Source organism: Paenarthrobacter aurescens (genome assembly GCF_041549525.1).
GTDB lineage: Bacteria > Actinomycetota > Actinomycetes > Actinomycetales > Micrococcaceae > Arthrobacter > Arthrobacter aurescens.
Genome location: NZ_CP157456.1, coordinates 1,304,216 through 1,323,706, shown reverse-complemented (window position 1 = coordinate 1,323,706; position 19,491 = coordinate 1,304,216). Strand labels below are relative to the sequence as shown.

General features: G+C 62.7%; 18 protein-coding genes. 9 read left to right on the top strand and 9 right to left on the bottom strand.

Translation table 11 applies throughout. From position 1 onward, the window contains the following. The first annotated feature begins 100 nt into the window (after positions 1 to 100). Positions 101 to 904, top strand: coding sequence for an RDD family protein (locus ABI796_RS06300; protein ID WP_141283018.1), 804 nt, complete (start codon positions 101 to 103; stop codon positions 902 to 904). Between the two features lie 106 nt (positions 905 to 1,010). Here the strand turns inward: ABI796_RS06300 and ABI796_RS06295 are convergent, their stop codons facing one another. Further along, the gene (locus ABI796_RS06295) at positions 1,011 to 1,703 is read right to left on the bottom strand and encodes a pentapeptide repeat-containing protein (protein ID WP_246095735.1); all 693 of its coding nucleotides are present in this window, start codon (positions 1,701 to 1,703) and stop codon (positions 1,011 to 1,013) included. On the opposite strand from ABI796_RS06295, the gene ABI796_RS06290 reads away from it, so the two are divergent. Then, positions 1,678 to 2,007 carry a hypothetical protein gene (locus tag ABI796_RS06290; protein WP_246095736.1) on the top strand — a complete coding sequence of 110 codons (330 nt, stop codon included), beginning with the start codon at positions 1,678 to 1,680 and terminating at the stop codon, positions 2,005 to 2,007. The two genes, ABI796_RS06295 and ABI796_RS06290, sit on opposite strands and share 26 nt — an antisense overlap. An 8-nt stretch (positions 2,008 to 2,015) precedes the next feature. Here ABI796_RS06290 and ABI796_RS06285 read toward each other — a convergent pair whose 3' ends face one another. The 4 genes from ABI796_RS06285 to ABI796_RS06270 all read right to left on the bottom strand — a co-directional run bounded on the left by ABI796_RS06285 (position 2,016) and on the right by ABI796_RS06270 (position 5,651). Beyond that, positions 2,016 to 3,236 carry an Ig-like domain-containing protein gene (locus ABI796_RS06285; protein ID WP_246095737.1) on the bottom strand — a complete coding sequence of 407 codons (1,221 nt, stop codon included), beginning with the start codon at positions 3,234 to 3,236 and terminating at the stop codon, positions 2,016 to 2,018. Between the two features lie 130 nt (positions 3,237 to 3,366). Next, entirely contained in the window at positions 3,367 to 4,845 is a 1,479-nt protein-coding gene (ahcY, locus tag ABI796_RS06280) for an adenosylhomocysteinase (RefSeq protein WP_141283021.1), read from the bottom strand. Between the two features lie 45 nt (positions 4,846 to 4,890). Next, entirely contained in the window at positions 4,891 to 5,109 is a 219-nt protein-coding gene (locus tag ABI796_RS06275) for a Trm112 family protein (RefSeq protein WP_141283022.1), read from the bottom strand. A 143-nt stretch (positions 5,110 to 5,252) separates the two neighbouring features. After that, positions 5,253 to 5,651, bottom strand: coding sequence for a DUF3499 domain-containing protein (locus ABI796_RS06270; RefSeq protein ID WP_141283023.1), 399 nt, complete (start codon positions 5,649 to 5,651; stop codon positions 5,253 to 5,255). Positions 5,652 to 5,795: 144 nt separating this feature from the next. Here ABI796_RS06270 and ABI796_RS06265 point away from each other — a divergent pair, with 144 nt between their 5' ends. Continuing rightward, the gene (locus ABI796_RS06265) at positions 5,796 to 6,314 is read left to right on the top strand and encodes a metallopeptidase family protein (RefSeq protein ID WP_141283024.1); all 519 of its coding nucleotides are present in this window, start codon (positions 5,796 to 5,798) and stop codon (positions 6,312 to 6,314) included. A gap of 40 nt (positions 6,315 to 6,354) precedes the next feature. Here ABI796_RS06265 and ABI796_RS06260 read toward each other — a convergent pair whose 3' ends face one another. From ABI796_RS06260 to ABI796_RS06250, 3 genes are read right to left on the bottom strand one after another with little or no spacing between them, the layout of a single operon-like run. Beyond that, the gene (locus ABI796_RS06260; protein ID WP_141283025.1) at positions 6,355 to 8,064 is read right to left on the bottom strand and encodes a DUF5719 family protein; all 1,710 of its coding nucleotides are present in this window, start codon (positions 8,062 to 8,064) and stop codon (positions 6,355 to 6,357) included. Then, positions 8,057 to 11,446, bottom strand: a complete 3,390-nt coding sequence (locus ABI796_RS06255; protein ID WP_141283026.1) for a glycosyltransferase family 2 protein — start codon at positions 11,444 to 11,446, stop codon at positions 8,057 to 8,059. Before ABI796_RS06255 ends, ABI796_RS06260 begins: the two co-directional genes overlap by 8 nt. Before the next feature lie 11 nt (positions 11,447 to 11,457). Then, the gene (locus ABI796_RS06250) at positions 11,458 to 12,000 is read right to left on the bottom strand and encodes a WhiB family transcriptional regulator (RefSeq protein WP_014921116.1); all 543 of its coding nucleotides are present in this window, start codon (positions 11,998 to 12,000) and stop codon (positions 11,458 to 11,460) included. Between the two features lie 376 nt (positions 12,001 to 12,376). Between ABI796_RS06250 and ABI796_RS06245 the strand changes: the two genes are divergently transcribed. Further along, positions 12,377 to 13,078 carry a TIGR03089 family protein gene (locus ABI796_RS06245; RefSeq protein ID WP_141283027.1) on the top strand — a complete coding sequence of 234 codons (702 nt, stop codon included), beginning with the start codon at positions 12,377 to 12,379 and terminating at the stop codon, positions 13,076 to 13,078. Here ABI796_RS06245 and ABI796_RS06240 read toward each other — a convergent pair. Further along, positions 13,075 to 13,641 (bottom strand): GtrA family protein, encoded by a 567-nt coding sequence (locus tag ABI796_RS06240; protein WP_141283028.1) that lies wholly within the window; start codon positions 13,639 to 13,641, stop codon positions 13,075 to 13,077. The two genes, ABI796_RS06245 and ABI796_RS06240, sit on opposite strands and share 4 nt — an antisense overlap. Positions 13,642 to 13,820: 179 nt before the next feature. On the opposite strand from ABI796_RS06240, the gene ABI796_RS06235 reads away from it, so the two are divergent. From ABI796_RS06235 to ABI796_RS06215, 5 genes are read left to right on the top strand one after another with little or no spacing between them, the layout of a single operon-like run. Beyond that, positions 13,821 to 15,008: a 5-(carboxyamino)imidazole ribonucleotide synthase gene (locus ABI796_RS06235; RefSeq protein ID WP_141283029.1), complete on the top strand. Its 1,188-nt coding sequence runs from the start codon at positions 13,821 to 13,823 to the stop codon at positions 15,006 to 15,008. After that, positions 15,005 to 15,568, top strand: coding sequence for a 5-(carboxyamino)imidazole ribonucleotide mutase (gene purE, locus ABI796_RS06230; protein ID WP_141283030.1), 564 nt, complete (start codon positions 15,005 to 15,007; stop codon positions 15,566 to 15,568). Before ABI796_RS06235 ends, purE begins: the two co-directional genes overlap by 4 nt. Before the next feature lie 14 nt (positions 15,569 to 15,582). Beyond that, positions 15,583 to 17,205: an LCP family protein gene (locus tag ABI796_RS06225; protein ID WP_141283031.1), complete on the top strand. Its 1,623-nt coding sequence runs from the start codon at positions 15,583 to 15,585 to the stop codon at positions 17,203 to 17,205. Between the two features lie 47 nt (positions 17,206 to 17,252). Next, positions 17,253 to 18,503 carry a mannose-6-phosphate isomerase, class I gene (gene manA, locus ABI796_RS06220; protein WP_141283032.1) on the top strand — a complete coding sequence of 417 codons (1,251 nt, stop codon included), beginning with the start codon at positions 17,253 to 17,255 and terminating at the stop codon, positions 18,501 to 18,503. Positions 18,504 to 18,506: 3 nt separating this feature from the next. Then, a complete protein-coding gene (locus ABI796_RS06215; protein ID WP_141283033.1) occupies positions 18,507 to 19,442 on the top strand; it encodes a lipid II:glycine glycyltransferase FemX in 936 nt (311 codons plus the stop codon). Positions 19,443 to 19,491: the final 49 nt, after the last annotated feature.

Here is a 19,491-nt window from a genome sequence, read left to right as displayed (position 1 = left end):
CCACCCTAGCGCCTGTATCCACCGCACGGTCAGCCCCGCCGCTAGACTCGTTGGTGCGGGCATTCACAGCGCCCGCAGCATGGGAAAACCTGGGGGCGGCATGAGTTCAATCATCACTGGCGAGGCAGTAGTCCTTGAGCTTCGCCCCGCGTCCTTTGCCGCCCGTGCGTTGGGCCTCATCCTGGACGTCATCTCCCAGGTGATCCTCGCAATACTCCTGATCATCCTCATCTCCTCAGCCTCCCGGGATCTTGACGATGCCGCTGTCCAAGCACTGATCCTCAGCAGCGTCGTGTTTTCTGTGGTGATCGTCCCCGTCACCGTGGAGACACTGACCCGCGGGCGGTCCTTGGGGAAGCTTGCAGCAGGGCTACGCATAGTCCGCGACGACGGCGGGTCCATCCGCTTCCGGCACGCCCTCATCCGCGGACTCCTGGGGTTCCTGGAGATCTATCTGACCTTCGGCGGCCTGGCGATCGGCGTGGCCATCTTCAACGACAAATCCAAGCGTCTCGGCGACATCGTTGCAGGCACATACTCCCTCCGGCAACGCGTACCCTCAAAGCCCCGGATCATGCCCGTAGCCCCCCACCACCTGCAATCCTGGGTGGCTATGGCGGACATCGGACGGGTCCCGGACGCCACCGCGCGCAGGGCCGGCACCTTCGTCCAACAGGCCTACCTCATGGCACCGGCCTCACGCGTGAACATGGCTGCGTCGCTGGCATCCGAACTTGCGCGCTACGTGGCCCCGCCCCCACCGGCCGGCACCATCCCCGAAGACTACATAGGCGCAGTCCTCGGGGAACGGCGCAACCGCGAACTTGTCCGCCTGCGACAAGCAGAACAGCGGAACGCGGTCATAGGCGAGCGACTCAGGAAGCTGCCGTTCACTGAAGCCTGAAACTTGGCCTGACGATCGGCCGATGGCCGACATCCTCTGCCTGCTCGCTCATTCTTCGCTTGGACGCAGGCTGCCGGACAGCTGGCGACCGCCGCACCAGTTGCACTCACCAGTGATCCGGTTTGGTGAGTCTTGGGGGTAGGAGGGTTTTGGGGTCGCCTTCGGCGGCGTTGATCTGGGGTTGAGTCAGGTAGAGCGCCTTGGAGAGATCAGCTCCGTGGAGCTGTGCTCCGCGTAGGTCAGCTCCCAGGAGGTCCACGGCTATGAGGTCGCTGCCGCTGAGGTTTGCTCCGATCAGGTAGGCACCGCGGAGGTCGGATCCGCAGAGACGCCGGTTCGCCAGCCTCGCTCCCATGAGGTCGGCACCCGGCTGGAAGCCGCCGTCGAGGTTTTGGTCTTCGGCCCGGTAGGAGGCGCGGGTTTCTTCGCTGACTTCCATCAGAAGCGCCCGTACCTCGCCATGAAGTGTTTCGACGTCGGCGGCGAGGACCGTGGATGCGTCGCCTCGGGCAGTGGCAGCAATGCCCCCGGACAGCTGGTCCGCCGCAGCAGCCAGCTCGGGATCGAACGTCCTTTCGCGGGCTTCTGCCAAGTACCACAGCATCTCGTGAAGTTGCCTGACCACTTTGAACACGGCGAACATGGAGGACTTGGAGGACGGATCCTGTGTCCAGCTGGTTCCGGAGAACGTATGTTGGGACACCACTTGGCCGGCCCCGAAACAGTCAAAAACCGTGCAACCGCTAAAACCCCGGGGTCGTAAGCGTTGGTGGATGGTGCAGGAGAAATCGTCTGCCATGTTCGGGCATGGCGAAGCGGCAGGTTTGTCGATCGCAAAGTCAGCGGATCGGGAAAATCCCAATGCGGTACAGCAAAGGGCAAAGCAGTTGCCACAGTCAGGGCTGAGGTTTGGTGAGAAGGTCATGCATGCTCCAGGTGAAGAGAAAGTATCCGGTGGAAGAGCCGGGGAACCCATGAACGGGTTCCCCTGTGGGACACCCGTGATCACCTTGGAGGGCAGCACGAAGAGCAGTACTGACGTGTTGTCAGCGCTGAAGAAATGGGTCAAAGCGCGCAGGAAAGAATCACTGCCGCTATCTTAACAGCAGGACTACCGTTGGGCGTAGCTCGCCCAGGGAATATTCCAGTCCCCGAAGCCTTCCAACGGCTCCACTGCCGGCGCTCCGGTGTTAAGGATCTGCACAACGTCTCCGGTCTTCATGTTGTTGAAGAACCATGCAGCATCGGCAGGCAGCAAGCCAACGCAGCCGTGGGAGACATTAGCCACTCCAATGGAGCTCCAGGCAGCTTCAAGGGCTTGGTGCACATAGACACCGGACCACGTCAGCCGGTTGGCATACTCCACCACGAGGGGCGGGTAGTAGCCCTTGTCCCCGGGTTTCAGACCAATGGTGCCGGCGTTGAAGTTGGAGTGGCGTTCCTGCTCCATAATCACCGCATAACCGGTGGGCGAAAGCCAATCTTCCCCACCCAGCGAAACGGGTGCCGTGTGTACCAACTGGCCGTCCGAGTACACATTCATGGTTTTGGTCTTGTCATCCACTACGGCAATCCTCTGCGGACCGGTGGTAAACGTGGAAACGACGTCCCCGTTGCCGATCATGTTGTTGCCGAAGTCCACGCCCAGAAGTTTCATGTCCACCGTAACGGTGGTGCCGGAGGCCCAGAACGCCTCAGGACGGATCCTGACCTTCTTGTCCGAGTACCAGTGCCAGGCCACAGGTTGGCCGGACGAAACAGTGATGGCAACCCGCTTCTCCATGGCCGCTTTGTCCACTACCGGCTCACTGAAGTTGATTTCAATAGGCTGCCCCGAACCTGCCGTGGTGCCGTTGCGGGGGTAGATGGAAGCGTCTGCCTCGTAGGCCGCCGAAACCGTGGAGAAGGTTTGGGACTTCCGGGTCTCCTTGCCCGCTGTATCCACCACCGTAAAGGCAAAGTTGTACTGCGTTTTGAACTTCAGGACTTCGAGGGTGGTCCAGGTGCTTCCATCGGGACTGGTCTGCCCCTGCACGGGCACCCCGCCACCCACGGGCGTCAGGGTGACATCCTTGAGTTTGCCGTTGACCGCTTTAATCTGCGGACCCACCACAGGATTCCACTCCATTGCGCCGTCCAACGGGGTGATGCCCAACTCCACGGGTTTGGCCTCCACAGTGGGAGCCGGCGACGGAGTGACGGCCGCGCCCTGGGGAGAACCAGCCAGAAGTCCCGGTACCGTGACCACGCCGATTCCGCCCAGCACAAGGGCTGCGCAGACTCCTATGATGGCAAGGACCTTGCCCTTTTTCCGTTTGGCGACTTCCGTCATGGTTCCCGTCATCCTGTCCCCCGCAAGCATTACTGAACACCCAATTCTAGCCGAAAGGCCGGCCACGCAGATCGCGTGTCCGGCCTTTCGCCATCGATTTGGGTTAGCAGCGCCGGGCGAACCGCCTCGGCTAGTACCGGTAGTGCTCCGGCTTGTACGGGCCTGCAACATCCAGATCCAGGTAGTCTGCCTGGTCCTTGCTCAGTTCCGTGAGCTCCACGCCCAAGGCGTCAAGGTGAAGGCGCGCAACCTTTTCATCCAGGATCTTGGGCAGCACGTACACCTGGTTCTGGTACTCGCGCTCACCGGCCGGCTGGTCCTTCTTGGTCCAGAGCTCAATCTGGGCAATGGTCTGATTGGCAAAGGAGTTGCTCATCACGAACGACGGATGGCCTGTGGCGTTGCCCAGGTTCAGCAACCGGCCCTCGGACAGCACAATGATGGATCGCTCCGAATCCGTGCCGGCCTCGAACACCCACTCGTGAACCTGCGGCTTGATCTCAACCTTCTTGACGCCTGGAATCTTCGCGAGCCCGGCGATGTCGATCTCGTTGTCGAAGTGGCCGATGTTTCCAACGATTGCCTTGTTCTTCATGCCCAGCATGTGCTCGGCCATGATGACGTCCTTGTTGCCTGTGGTGGTGATGAAGATGTCACCTTGGGCAAGCACCGTCTCCAGCTTGGCCACCTGGTAGCCGTCCATCGCGGCCTGGAGCGCACAAATGGGGTCAATCTCAGTGACAATGACGCGTGAGCCCTGGCCGCGCAGCGCCTCAGCGGCACCCTTGCCGACGTCGCCATAGCCGCACACAACGGCAACCTTGCCACCCATGAGGACATCTGTGGCCCGGTTGATGCCGTCCGGGAGGGAGTGGCGGATGCCGTACTTGTTGTCGAACTTGCTCTTGGTCACGGAGTCGTTGACGTTGATGGCCGGGAACAGCAGCTTGCCTTGCTCAGCGAGCTGGTAAAGGCGGTGCACGCCGGTGGTGGTCTCTTCAGTAACGCCCTCAATACGGGCTGCCAGACGGGTCCACTTCTGCGGATCAGCGGCAAGGGTCCTGCGCAGGAGATCCAGGATGAGGACGTACTCTTCCGGATCATCCTCGGTGGCGGTGGGCACGGCCCCTGCGGCTTCGAAGTCGACGCCCTTGTGCAGCAGCAGCGTGGCGTCGCCGCCGTCGTCGAGAATCATATTCGGGCCCAGCTCAGGGTTCTCGTCAGCTCCGGGCCAGGTGAGGATCTGCTCCGCAGTCCACCAATACTCCTCCAGGGTTTCGCCCTTCCAAGCGAACACCGGGACACCCTGCGGGTTCTCCGGGGTGCCCTTGCCAACGACGACGGCGGCAGCGGCTTCGTCCTGGGTGGAGAAAATGTTGCAGGAGGCCCAGCGAACCTCCGCGCCCAAGGCAGTGAGGGTTTCAATGAGCACAGCGGTTTGGACCGTCATGTGCAAGGACCCTGCGATCCTGGCACCCTTGAGGGGCTGGGAGGCGCCGAATTCAGCGCGGAGCGACATGAGGCCCGGCATTTCGTGCTCGGCGAGGCGGATCTGGTGGCGCCCGGCCTCCGCGAGAGTGATGTCAGCCACTTTGAAGTCAAAAGTCATGGAAGTCCTTAGGGGTACCGTGCGGGTGGGGTGGGAGAGGGCGACTCAGGCCTTGGAATCGTGCTGGCCGGAGGTAGCTGTGTTGGCGGCGGCCAGCAGTTCCGGCGGCAGGAGCAACGGGATGCCATCCTCAATGGTGTAGCGGAGCTTCTCGCCGTCCGCGGCGGCGTCGGTGGAAACCAACTCATCGCCCTCTTGGACCAACGGTGAACCCGTTACAGGGCAACGCAGGATGGACAACAGTTCAGGACTGACCTTTGGCATGAATGATGCTCCCTGGGTGGCGCCGGGAAGGCGCCGCTGGCGGATATATCTGCAGATTCCAGACTACCGCGCAGGGAGATCGTGTTTTGATACCGGCGACGAATTGCGTTCCGGGCACCGGTCAGGTTCCGGAATGCGACCTGCTAAGACGGTTCGCGGAGGATACGCAAGTGCCCGCGACGGGTGCCTTCAGTACCGACGGGCGGCTCCATCTGGGCGTGACCCTGCCGGGCAGGAGTTTCCGCAGGGGCAGACGCCGCCTCGCGGACAGCGTTGGCCAGAGCCAGCAAATCATCCGGGCCCGGTTCCTGCGGTGTTGTGGGCATGGCCAGGCGCAGGACTTCCCAACCGCGAGGAACCGTGAGGGACTCCGCATGCTGTGAGCAAAGATCATAGGCATGCGGTTCCGCGAACGTGGCCAGAGGCCCCAGAACTGCTGTTGACTCTGCGTACACGTACGTCAAAGTGGCCACCGCGGATTGGCGGCAGGCTGATCTCGAACACTGACGAATGGCACCCACAACATCCCAGATTAGCGCCATTGGGCGCCTACTTTGTGTATTGATGGCCCGTGCCCCGCTATCTCGCGGGGGCATCAGCTGTAAAGCGTCCCGCGGTAACAAGCGTCGCGGCGCGGTGGACGCCATGAGGTCGCGTTGAAGGTTCCTCGGTACTAAAGTCGATATATGCAGTCACAGCCACATGTTCCCGGGTTCAATATCCGGTGGACTGACGCCGATGGCGATCAGGCCCAGGAACACGCCGGTTCGGAAGTACGGGGTTTCCGACGACGCCGGCGCAATCGTCACGGACGGGGACTGCGCGGAGAATTGATGCTCCCCAATCTTCCCGGGTTCCGGACCCGCGCAGAACGTTTTGATGACATGGTGCTGGACTCCGCAGAGCGGCTTCAGGACATGTGGGGCAAACAACTGGACGGTGTCCTCTTTGCTGTGGACGAAATTCCGCCCAACCTTGAGCAGCTTGTCGCCTCAGGAAACACTGCCCCAATGGGCTCGTACACTCCCGGAGGGCGCGGCGAGGCTCCCATGATCACGGTTTACCGCCGGGTGGTGGAGCAGGGCGCGTCCACCCGGGAGGAACTCCAAGACCTCGTCCACGACGTCGTGGTGGAGTACACTGCCGAAATGCTCGGCGTGCCGCCGGAGACGCTGGACCCTGTCTACCGGCGTCGATACCAATAGTTCATGAGTAACCACCCGCACGCCTAGTAGCCAACCAGGACTAGTAGCCAACAGAGACTGGCACCTTCTGCAGTCCTGCGGCTGCATCCTGAATTGCCACCACCGAGACATCGGTGCGGCCTTGCTTTCCCAGGACCAATGCGCCGTACACCGGGTCACCGGAGGCGGAAACCACGTATCCGGCCACCACCGAGCCCCCGGACTTCTCAGGCAGCTCAATCATGGAAGTGGTCCCACCGGACATATCAACGTCAACAGCCTTGCCCACCTTGCCATCGGCAGTCACCGGAGCGTAGCTGACGGTGCCCCGCCCCTCAGGAACTCCCAGGCTCAAGAACCTCTGGCCCTCCCGCGGTATGGCCACCAGATGCTGGCTACCGAGGCGGGCCGAAGAAGGCGACCAGGCAAAGTCCGTTGCGTCCTCGGCCTTGACGCCCCGGGTTATCCTCGATGACGCCAGGAACGAGACATCGGAACTGGCCCTGACCGTGTAGCTGCCTGCCGGAACGCCGTCAAGGTTCAGGGTTGCCACAGTCCCGCCTTTGACCGTCACCACTCCCCCGTTGGGAATCTTGCGTTCACCGTTGGCACCATAAAGGCTGACTTGGACCACGGCGTCAGTAGATCCAGGTACCGCAAGCTGAAGAGCTGGCACGGCATCAGCGAAACCTGACTTAGCGCCCAGAGCTTTGACTCCGGCCGGGTCCTGAATATCGACGCCGGACATCACCTGTTGGTTCGACGGCCCCGCGCCAGGAGAGAGGTATTCCACGCCACCCGGAGCGATGCCACGCAGCACGCTTTGTTGGATGGTGGCTGCAACCGGTCCGCCTGTGCTTCGCACGTGCACGGCAAGTTGGGATTCGCCGGGAGCCAGGCCCGCCAGGTTCACCGAACGGGTGGTTCCTGGAGCCACCAGGAGGCCGCGCGCACCGGGCGCCTGGATCTGCCCTGCATCTCCATAAAGTTCAAGGTTCACAGTGGCCGGGGTCTCGGAGGCGTTGCTTACGTTCAGAACCGCGGTCCGGCCCACGGCCGTGTTCGCGCCCAAAAGCCAGGAGTCGTTTCCCGGCGGCTGGCATTGAGTTGATGCCAGCCCCCGGAGATCGCCGTCAGTGGCTGAGTAGCTGAGGTTCGCAGCCAACGACGCCTGCTCGTTTCCCACGGCATCGGCGCCCACTACTGCCGGCGAGGTCACAGGGCTAATGGACGCAACGCCGGCTGCAAGAACCGGCGGTCCAACAGTTGGCGTGGGAGTGCTGGTTGGCGCGTCCGCGATTTTCGCCACCATGCCACCACCGAGCGATGCCACACTGCTGCCGGGCACCGTCCCGGCTGGGTTGCTCAGCACCACCGCGTTCAGGGCGCTGGCAGCAGTGGTGGAGACGGGGCTGAATTCTGCGTCGGTTCCCACTACTGTTCCGTTCACCAGCCGCGCCGGTTCCGGACAAACTCCCAGGGCCCGGCCGGCCGGTACGTCTGCCTGGCGGATATCCATGGTGGTTCCGCCGGAAGGCTCGGGCACCATGGAAGTGGCGGCCACCGCCCCTCCGCCCGCCGCCAGGATAACCACGGCGGAGAGAACGCCGGTGATGACACCCTTGTTGGAGCTGCGGCTGCCGGAACCCCCGTTGCTGGAGCGGGACTTGGCGCTGTGGGACTTGGTGCTGGGGGCCTTGGTGCTGCGGGACTTGGCAGGCGCCGGGGCCCCATGGCTGCCGGCGGACGGGTTCTTTTGGTCCTCAGACACTGCTGTACTCCTTACGGAGGGATACTTCGTCCCTCGACATGCCGGTACGGCTACGGCGCGCGGGCATCGGTACAGCCAACAGAACCGTCAATCCGATCACCACCGCCTGCAATAATCCGAACCACAGGGCCCAGGGGTTGGTGAAACGGATTTCAAGGTCCCCGCCGCTGGCAGGCAACTCAAACGCCTGTGACCATCCGGAGGTTGTGGCCTGCAGTTGGCGACCATCCACCCACGCGGTCCAGCCGGGATCGGCACGTTCGGCGAGGATGATCTTACGGCCCTCGCCCCCTGACGGCACCGTGGCATCCACGTTGACTTCCTCAGACGGCAAAGTACTGACCAGAGCGCCTTGGGAGTCCACTATCCGCACCCGGTGTGCAGTGTCAGCCGCTGTTGCGGCTTCCTGGTTCCGGGGGGTCACACGCCACAACCACCCGGCGTCGGTTTGACCAACGGCCACCAGTCCCGGGACTGCGTCAATCCTGCTGGCGGTGAGCTGGGCGGCGTTGTCCTCTGCTTTAAGGACGATGAATCCGGCGCCAAGCTGTTCAAGGTCAGGCCGTGGGTCCACGCCCGTGCCAGCCACTATGGTAGCCACGGCCCGGCGCAGGGAGGTCGTTGCGGCGTCGTCTTCCGCAATTTCCTCACGTCCGGGCGCACCAATGAGGGTCCGGGCCGAGGCAATGGTGGACAAGCTGTCCAGGGTGGTGCCGGCTCCACGCATCAGTGATGAGGAGAAGGCCCCCTGCTCGCCGCTGGTGATCACCAATGTTCGCGTGCGCTCGGGTCCCTGTCCACGATCCACGGCGGTGGCCGGCAGCGTTCCCGTATCCACGGGCCAAACCTGGCGGGGTGTCCCCAGGGAAGATGCCGGAGCGCCGTTCCCGGTTGCGGCATTGGATCCGGCAATCGGTGTGGGCTGAAGAACATTCTGGGCAGCCCAGGCGGCCATGCCTGCAAGGGGCCCGGCAACCAGGAGCGTCATGGCAACAGCGGAGGCAATGCGCCGGAGCGGCAGCGAACGACTTGAAGTCTTAGGTGCTTGGCGGGGAGCAGAGAAGAGCTTCTCAGCACCGAGGATGGCAGCCCCAAGGAGCAGCACACCAGCTGCTGAAACGGCCGGGCCTGTGAACGGGCCAACAATGACGTTGTTGTTGACCCCGGTGGCTACGTGCCCCACCAGCCAGCCGCTGGCAAGGACAGCCAAGGCAACCAACCAGAAGACCCGCGCCAACGCAGCTCGTTTACCGGGCAGGAACAGGGCGGCCACCGCGAGGATCAGGACTGGTGCACTGACCAGTAGAGCCAGCAACAGGGCCCACGGCACAGCGCCCGGTGCGAAAACCGCCAAACCGGTCAATCCGCCGTCCACATCAAACGCCAGCGGTTGGCCAAGAAGCTGCTGCCACAACGGCGCGGCTTCAAAGGTCATTGGCAGTCCGGGATCGGCCAGCAACGAGCGTGGCCTGTCCAACACGGATATGCCATAGGGCAGGAACAAGGCGAGGGTAGGCAGGAGTGACCACCACAGTGTTTTGCCCCGTTGCCCCAGGACCACGGCGGCCAGAACCACAGCAACAATCACCGGACCCAACAACGACGGCGCCGAGGCGGTGACCACGGCCATGGCAAGACCTGCTGCGGCAGCGGCAGTCCAGGACGGGGTTCCGTTAATGCCCGGCTTTCCGGTTATGGCGGCTGGTCGACGGCTGAACTGTGTCCTTGCCAACGCCGGACCTTGGGCGATTGAGGAGCCGGAGGCGCGAATCAGCGCCAAGAGCAGCAGTGGCATCATGACGTGGGCTACCACAGCCCCTGCACGGCCCTCGTTGATGGCAATCAGCAGAGCTGGAGCCCCGGCCCATGCCAGGGCTGCGGCCATCCGAAAACGGCGTTTGGTGGTCAGTGCGCCTGCCGCGAACCAGGCACCCAGAGCGGACAACGGCATGGCAAGGATCAGAAACCACACCATGGCGGCGTTGCCGTCACCGCCTCCAACAAGTGCAAGCAGCCACAGCACATAGCCGAAAGGATCGCCGTGGCCGGGCAGTCCAGCGCCCAAGGAGATCCACCAAGTGGAAGCGTTGGCCCAGATATCTGCCGGTGCGGTTGAGAGAGGCAGGAGGCCCCCGCCGGCCACAATGCCTGAACGGAGGAGTCCCAACAGTCCTACCAGTGCTGCGGCGAGGGCCAGCACAACAGCAGCCACGGCACCTGTGCCTACCCAGCCGCGCTCGTTGGTGGCCAGCGCCGCGAAATCATCTGCAGCGTCTCCGCTGGGCTCGGGAGCAAGGAGATCGGAGTAGGCCGGCGTTTCATCGGCTGGCCGGATGGCTTCCAGCAAGGACCGCCTGTTGGCTCGCACCTCCCGCGTGGGTGTCTGCAGCCCGCGCACCACGGATCGGTGGACCCGGCGTGTTCCGGCTGCGACGCGGCGGCCCTTGGCAATGGCAACGGGGCGGATGAGCGCAGCCACTGTGGCGCTGAACTGAGAGAGGCCATACCCCGGTTCCTTGACCAGGATGCTCAGCACGAGCCGGATCACGGCACCGAACAAGGCGCCCACCGCCTGGAACGGTACATTCCACCACGGCGTGTGCTTGAGCCGCATGTGGATTTGGGCTTTTCGTGCAGCGGAGGAGGTGCCCAGTCCATGCGGGCGGTGCTCCACATGGAACATGCGGGCAGCAGGGACTACAACTACGCGGTTTCCTGCGAGCCAGTTTCGCCAGCAGAAGTCCACGTCATCGCCGCTCCCGGGCAGGGCGGGGTCAAATCCTTGCAACAGTTCCCACACATCGCGGCGGATCAGCATGCCCGCGGAGTTCACCGCGAAGGTGTCGGTGCGGGCATCGTATTGCCCTTGATCCACTTCGTCAGCGTCAATCAGCGTCAGGCGTTCAGCCCAGCGGCTGGTTGAGAGTCCCACATCCACCAGGTGCCGTTTGTTGTCCCAGCCAAGCTGCTTGCAGCCTGCCACGGTTACGGAGGGTGCGCGTTCAACAGCGTGAAGAAGCTCCGCCAAGGCATCCGGCGCTGGTGCGGCGTCGTCGTGCAGGAGCCAGATCCATTCGACGGACTGCGCGCCGGAACTTTCCCCGGCAGCGCTGTCCTTGCCCCCATCGGCCGCACCAGCAGAGGGGGCGAGCACCTGAAGACCGGCACGGATGGCTGCACCGAAACCTGACTTCGCATGATGGAACGAGGTCACATGGTCCCGGCCAAGAGCCTCGCTGAGCAGCTCCAGCGAGTTATCCGCCGAACCTGTATCAACGCCAATGGCGGCATCTGCCGGACGCGTCTGGTCCGACAATGCCGCCAATGTTCTGGGCAGATAGTTGCCGCCGTCGTGGGAAACCACGACGGCGGTAACATGCACTTCCTTGAGAATTAGACCGCTCGCTTCCTTAGCCGGCGACGCTCCCGCTCGGAGAGTCCACCCCAAATTCCGAACCGCTCATCATTGGCGAGAGCATATTCCAGGCACTGCGAGCGGACGTTGCACGCTCCGCAGACCTTCTTGGCATCCCTGGTTGACCCGCCCTTCTCCGGGAAGAAGGCTTCAGGATCGGTCTGCGCGCACAAAGCGTCAGTCTGCCAGCCCAGTTCGCCTTCGTCATCGAAGTCCCCCTGGGGAAGGCCAATCCACACAGGTTGCCCCGGCGTTTCAAGGGGACGGCGCAACTCCATGGGAGGGTCGTCCAAATCTTCGTCCGGCCCGGCCGGCAGGTCACCAATCAAGGCCTCATGTGCGGCGAGGAGGGCCGTAGCCTGATCCTCCAGCGACTGCTGCACGTTCTGGTTGTACCGGTCTGCCGCCTCCGGGTCCGCCGGGTCAACGTACCAATCCCCCGGTACTTCCCGCGAACGGTATTTCACCGACGCATGTTCTGCGACGACTGCATCTTCCTGGATACGCAACGCTTGCCCCATGGCGTCCCTCCTGATTTTGCAGCTGCTGCTTGGATGTGTTTCCGATTCCCGGTGACGTTCCGGGTATCTGTGCAGCGGCGTTGATTACTAATTACACGCGTGTAACTACCCGTCAGTCAAGCCGCGCCGGGATAATAATCAAGAATCTGTAAAAACGTGGGATGCGCCACGCCCAACATTCTGACCGCGCCGCCGCGTGTCGCAGCGCCAAATGGAAGCCCTCCCTCGGCTTACGTGAACTTTCATTGAATTTCCGCGGAAATCCGAGTCCCTGGATCCAAGAGGCCATCGACTGGACAAACGCTTGTGTGTCGCATTTCACAATCGCGCCACCTTGCCCCGGCACGCCGCGGAATCAGCGTGGCAAGATTGACGCATGAGCATCCCGGCAGCGAACCTGATGACCGCCCTGAGATCCGGGCATTCAACCTCACCACGCCTCACGTGGTACGGCCCCGACTCCGAGCGGGTTGAGCTTTCAGGCCGGGTCCTGGACAACTGGGTGGCCAAAACCAGCAACCTGCTCCAGGACGAACTTGACGCCGAACCAGGAATGTCAATCCGGCTGGATCTCCCGGCGCACTGGAAGTCGTTCGTGTGGGCCTTGGCCGCCTGGCAACTGGGCATGGAGGTGGTCTTCGACCATAGCTCGGCGGACCTGCTGGCAACGGACAAGCCCGACGACGGCGCCGGGGCCGGCTTCGAGGCGATCGTCGCCGTTCCGCTGGCGGCACTTGCGATGCGGTGGCCGGGTGAGCTGCCATCCGGCGTCGTGGATTATGCGGCTGAAGTCCGATCCCACGGTGACGTGTTCATGGCCCATAACGAACCCGAGGCAAGCCTGCCCGCCGTACGCGGAACCACAGGGCTGTCCCATGAAAAACTCATGGATGGCTTTGCTGCCGCCCAGGAACCGGGCGTCCGGCTTTTGGTACGCGCAGCTGAGGGCCTGGAGTCGAGCCTTGCAGCGTCTTTGGGGGCGTGGAAAGAAGACGGCTCCGTAGTCCTGGTACATCCGGATCTTGAGGTGACCGAACACCTGCTGGAGAACGAGCGCGTCAGCCGTTCCCAGCGCTAAAGATTCTTGACCGAGGGCAATTCGCCGGTTGCAGGATTCGCGCCTGTTTCGGAACCGCTCTTGGACTTGTGGTGAAGATCGATGATCTCGTGGTCGTGCGAGAACTCGGGCTCGGCATCCAGCTCTTCGTTGAAAACCCAGAAGCGGTAGGCGAAGAAGCGGAAGATGGTGCCCAGGATGAGGCCCACAACGCTACCTGCAATGAACAGCGAAGGCTTGTCATTGAGATCCAGGATGTACTTGGCAAACCACACGCAACCGGACGCGATCAGCAAACCTACAAGGTTCATGATGGCAAAGAGCACGGCCTCACGAACAACGTTTGCCTGCTTGCGGTGCCGGAACGTCCAGAACCGGTTGGCCACCCAGGAGAAAATGCTGGCAACGATCGTTGCAATTGCCTTGGCCCACACTTCGCTGCCGTGCATCGGACCGGAAAACAGCCAGATGAAAACCGCCGAGTCGATGACAAAAGCAACACCGCCGACGGCGCCGAACTTTGCTACCTCACGCCAAAAAAGTGAGGCAAGTCCGCGGATGCGATCTGCAAGTGTGGTGATCATGACCCTCCATGGCCGTTGAAAAGTGGGCCGATGGGCCGTACCCATTTTAGCGCCGATTTCCTTGAGCCGCCTTTGAGAGGGCTGTGAGAAGCCCGATACTGGCCCACCCCACGGCAGAAAACCGTGCCCGAGAGCGGCAGAATCAGTGATCCTGCCACCGGTTCGGTAGGCTGAACCTTGTGACTTTTCCAGTAATTGGCGTTGTTGGCGGCGGCCAACTCGCACGAATGATGGCTCCGCCCGCTACCGCCCTGGGCTTCGAACTCCGTGTTTTGGCCGAGGGTGAGGACGTATCCGCCGTGGCAGCAGTGGCCACGGCGCCCATTGGCGACTACAAGGACCTGGACGCTCTTCTTGAGTTCTCCAAGGGCCTGGACGTCATGACGTTCGATCACGAACACGTCCCCACCCAACACCTGCAGGCTCTTCTGGATGCCGGCGTCAATGTCCAGCCCGGCCCCGATGCCCTGGTCAACGCCCAGGACAAACTGGTGATGCGTGCAGCGATCGATCGCCTGGGACTGCCCAACCCGGAGTGGTCAGCGGTAAACACCGTTGAAGAGCTTGTTGCCTTCGGCGACAGGATTGGCTGGCCCGTGGTTTTGAAGACCCCCCGCGGCGGCTACGACGGCAAGGGTGTCCGCATGGTTGACTCACCTGCGGAGGCCATGGAAACCGCCGACTGGTTTAACACCATGAGCCCCCTGCTGGCAGAAGCCAAAGTGGACTTCAGCCGCGAGCTCTCCGCCTTGGTGGCACGGCGTCCCAGCGGTGAATCCCGTGCATGGCCCGTTGTCCACACCATCCAGGTGGATGGTGTCTGCGACGAAGTGATTGCACCCGCACAGAACATTTCCGTTGAAGTGGCTGCTGCTGCTGAAGAAGCTGCCCTCCGGATTGCCAACGAACTCGGCGTCACCGGAGTGATGGCTGCAGAACTCTTCGAAACGCCTGGAGTCGGCGTGGGCTTCCTCATCAATGAGCTTGCCATGCGGCCCCACAACACCGGTCACTGGACCCAGGACGGCTCCATCACCAGCCAGTTCGAGCAACACCTGCGGGCCGTGTTGGACCTTCCGCTGGGCGCTACCGATGCTTTGGCGCCGGTAGTTGTCATGAAGAACTTCCTCGGCGGCGAGAACCAGGACCTCTTCCAGGCCTTCCCCATGGCGTTGGCCTTCGAGCCTGCAGCCAAGGTGCACTCCTACGGCAAATCCGTCCGTCCGGGGAGGAAGATCGGCCACGTAAACCTCGTTGGCACCTCGGCTTCGGACGTCGACTCCGTCCGCCAGCGCGCAACAGCGGTGGCCAACATCATCCGTGACGGCCGCAAACCGGAACAGACCACCCCTGAGGAGACTGCATGACTTCGGAAACAACAGCCCCGCTTGTTGGACTCGTGATGGGATCGGACTCCGATTGGCCCGTCATGGAGGCAGCCGCGGACGCCCTTGCTGAGTTCGGCATCCCCTTCGAAGCGGACGTGGTCTCAGCGCACCGTATGCCTACCGAGATGATCCGTTATGGACAAACGGCCCACGAACGCGGCCTTCGGGTCATCATCGCCGGCGCCGGAGGTGCGGCACACCTGCCAGGCATGCTGGCTTCCGTAACTCCCCTTCCGGTCATCGGCGTCCCGGTTCCCCTCAAGACCCTTGACGGTATGGACTCCCTGCTGTCCATCGTGCAGATGCCCGCCGGAGTCCCGGTAGCCACCGTGTCCATCGCCGGTGCCCGCAACGCAGGACTCCTTGCCGTTCGCATGCTCGCTTCGGGAACCGACGAACTCGCTTCGAAGCTTCGCGCAGACCTCCTCAGCTTCGCGCAGGAGCTCAATGACGTGGCCACCAAGAAGGGCGAGAACCTGCGCCACAAAGTGGAAGAAGTCTTCTCCCCCGCCAACGCTTCCTCCCGGAGCCCCCGCTAGGAAGGCAGCGGTTGATGACCATGCACAAGACCCCGCCTCAGCCCGGTTCCGCCCTGACTGATCCCGTCCGCTATCCCTCCGGCGCAAGCGCTCCGGTGCGGACCAAACGCGCTTTTGTGCTGGTCCTCCTCACGCTCTTTGTTCCCGGCAGCGCACAGATTGTTGCCGGAGACCGGAAACTTGGCCGCATTGCTTTGCGCGTCACCATCACGGTGTGGGCCCTGGCCTTGATTACGCTGTTCATTGCCTTGGTGAACCGGACCATGCTGCTCAGCCTTGCCACACACCCCGTGGGCTCGTTGTTCATCATTGTGATCCTGGTGGCGTTGGCCTTGGGCTGGGCATTCCTTTTCCTCAATACCCTGCGGATCATCAGGCCGGCACTCCTGGCCCCGGGAATGCGCCCCATCATCGCCGTGGTGCTGGCAGTGACAACAGTCATCGCCAGTGGATCCCTGGGTTACCTTGCCTACGTTTTGAATGTGAGCCGAAATGCGATCGGCAGCATCTTCAACGCAGGTCCGGCCATTGACCCGGTGGACGGGCGCTATAACTTCCTCATGATGGGCGGCGACGCTGGCGACGACAGGACCGGCCGCCGTCCGGACAGCCTCTCCGTCATCAGCGTTGATGCAAAGACGGGCGAGAGTGCCATCATCTCCGTGCCCCGCAACCTTCAGAATGCGCAGTTCAGTGAAGGCTCGCCCATGCGCCAGATCTACCCGGATGGCTACAACTGCGGTGATGAATGCCTCATCAACGCTGTGAACACCGAGGTCACCAACAACCACCAGGACCTCTATCCGGGAGTTGCCGATCCCGGCGCCCAAGCCACCCTGGAAGCTGTGTCCGGAACGTTGGGCATCACGGTCCAGGCGTATGTCCTGGTTGATATGGACGGCTTCGCCAAACTCATCGATGCCATGGGCGGAATCCGCATCAAGGCCGGCGGCTGGGTACCCATCAGTGGTCCCGTCACGGACGAGGCCAACGGAATTCACGGCATGCCCGACGGCTGGATCCCCGCCGGAGACCAGAAACTCAATGGCTTCCAAGCGCTGTGGTACGGACGTTCGCGCGAATTCGTGGATGATTACGCCCGCATTGCCCGCCAGCAGTGCGTACAGCAGGCCATGCTCAAGCAGTTGGACCCGGCGACTCTCCTTACCAAGTTCGAGGACATCGCCAACGCGGGGACCAAGGTGGTTGACTCCAACATTTCTTCCAACCAGCTGGGCAGTTTTGTGGACCTCGCCTTGAAGTCCAAGAACCAGCCGGTCAAGCGCCTCACCATCGGCCCGCCTGATTTCGATGCTTCCTTCTCCACTGTGCCGGACTTTGACCTGATCCACTCCAAGGTCCAGGAAGTCCTCGCCCCGTCCAACACGCCCAAGGCAAGTGACGCCGTCGTATCCCATGACGGACCCGCTGCCGGTGCCATCATGGCTGCCGGCCCGTTGGCCGGGTCCGTACCTGCGGGACAGCTGCCGTCGCCGTCGGCCGACTTCACACCGGTGACCACCACCCCTGACGGCACTCCCATCACCATTGAGTTGCTGAACGGCCTCAAAGCCCAAGGCGATGAGCAAGGCATCCGAAACCTGGTGGCCACCAACGGACAGTGCGCACCCCTGTAAGCTGCCTTCCTCCCCCACGTTCAGCGCGACGATAAGGACCTTCTTTCGTGTACCAGATTGAGAATGTTTTGCGACCCTATGCGTGGGGTTCGACGACGGCGATTGCCGGGTTGCTGGGCCGGCCGGCCTCGGGTGGTCCTGAGGCGGAAATGTGGATCGGGGCCCACCCGGACTCCCCCTCCACAGCCGTCCACCCCAACGGGGTCACTCAACCGCTTGACGCATTGATCGCCTCTGATCCGCTGCGCTGCCTGGGCGCGGACAGCATCGCCGAATTCGGACCCCGGCTGCCCTTCCTCACCAAACTCCTGGCTGCCGCTCAGCCGCTGTCCCTGCAGGTACATCCGAGCCTGGAGCAGGCCAAGGAAGGGTTCGCCCGCGAGAACGCCGCAGGCATTCCGGCGGATGCTGCGGAACGCAACTACCGCGACGATAACCACAAGCCGGAAATGATCTTTGCCCTGACTCCGTTCAAGGCTCTGTGTGGCTTCCGGGCTCCTGCCGCGTCAAAGGCTGTTTTTGAGCATTTGGCGCGCATCCTTGATTCCGCTGCCGTCGCTGTCCCGCCGGTGATCACCAGCGTTATTTCAGACCTTGCCGCCCCGGATGAATCCGATGCCCTGAAAGCAGCCTTCAGCCGGCTCATTGAGGGCGGCAGTCAGGTATCGGATGCCATCAACGAAGTTGTGGCTGTCTTCTCCGCGGGCGCTCCCCTGGAACCGCACCGTGAAGTGCTGGCTGCAATGTTGGACATCAATGAGGCGTTCCCCGGCGACCCCGGCGTCCTGATCTCCCTCCTCCTGAACCACCTTTCCCTGGAGCCCGGAGAGGCCGTCTACCTGCCTGCCGGGAACATCCACGCCTACCTCCACGGCCTGGGCGTGGAAGTCATGGCATCCTCGGACAACGTGCTCCGCGGCGGCCTCACCACCAAACACCTGGACGTTCCTGAGCTGCTGCGCACGGTGCGATTCGAGGCTCTTGGCGTTCCCCGCGTCCAGGTCAGCGGGACGGAATTCGGGCAGGAGCTGTACCGGCCGCCCTTCAAGGAATTCCAGCTCCAGCGCATTGAACTTGGCCCAGGTGCCGAGCCGGTGCCGTTGGCACAGACAGGGCCGGCCGTAGTGGTGGTGGTGTCCGGCTCGGTGTTGCTCGACTCCCCCAAGAGCGACCTCCGGCTTGACCGGGGCACCTCGGCGTTCATCCCGGACATCGAAGCACCCGTCAACGTCCACCCCGTGCAGGGCGCAACGGACGTCAGTGTCGCGTTCGCAGTGACCACCGGCCTGGGGAACTGATCCATGGAGTTTTTCCTGCAAACGCCCGCCTGGGCGGATGTCCAGCGTTCCTTGGGACGGCGTGTTCACGAACAGTCCGGACCTGGTTGGAGTTTCCTCGCCATTGAGGAGAAGAACCCCGCCGGTAAAGTCATCTACGCTCCCTACGGCCCTGTGGCCGAGTCTGTTGAAGCTTTCGACGCCGCCACAGCAGCTTTGGTGGCTCTGGCGAAGAAGGAACACGCTGTGTTCGTGCGCTTGGAGCCCGCCGCGGCAGGCTTTGGAGCGTCCGACGCCGGTGCCCTCCTTCGTGCCCGCGGCTTGCGGCCGGCGCCGGTCAACCAGCAGCCTGAGCTTAGCTGGATTGTGGATCTTGAGGGAGACTTCAAGGACGTCCTGGCCGGGATGAAGCCGACCAACAGGAACCTCTACCGGAACATCCACAAGAAGGGCGTAACCTTCCGCGCTTCCCAGGATCCTGCAGACATCAAAATTCTCCTGCACTTCCTCCACCTGACAGCCGCACGGAACGGCTTCAAGCCCCAAAGCGACGAATACCTCAGCCAAGTTGCCGCTTCCCTGCTCCCCCAAGGCGCCGGCACCCTGTTCATTGCTGAACTCGAGGGCGAACCAATCGCCGCCGCTTTCGCGTACGACTCCTCTGACACCCGTGTTTATGCCCACGCTGCTTTGGATGACACCCACCGCAAGCTCAGCGCGGGAATCCCCTTGCTGGTAACGCTGATGGCCGATGCCAAGGAGAAGGGACTCAACCACGTGGACCTTTGGGGCGTAGCCCCCGAGGACCAACCTGACCACAAATGGGCAGGCTTCACGGCGTTCAAGAAGTCATTCGGCGGACGTGAAGTCTCCTACCCCGGCACGTGGGACCTCCCAGTCAACAAGGTCCGCTACGGCGCCTACCAATTGGCCAGAAAACTCCGCGACAAACTCCGCTAAGCCCCTTCCAGCCCCTATCAGCGCGAAGCCGGAACTCGGCAGGACGCAG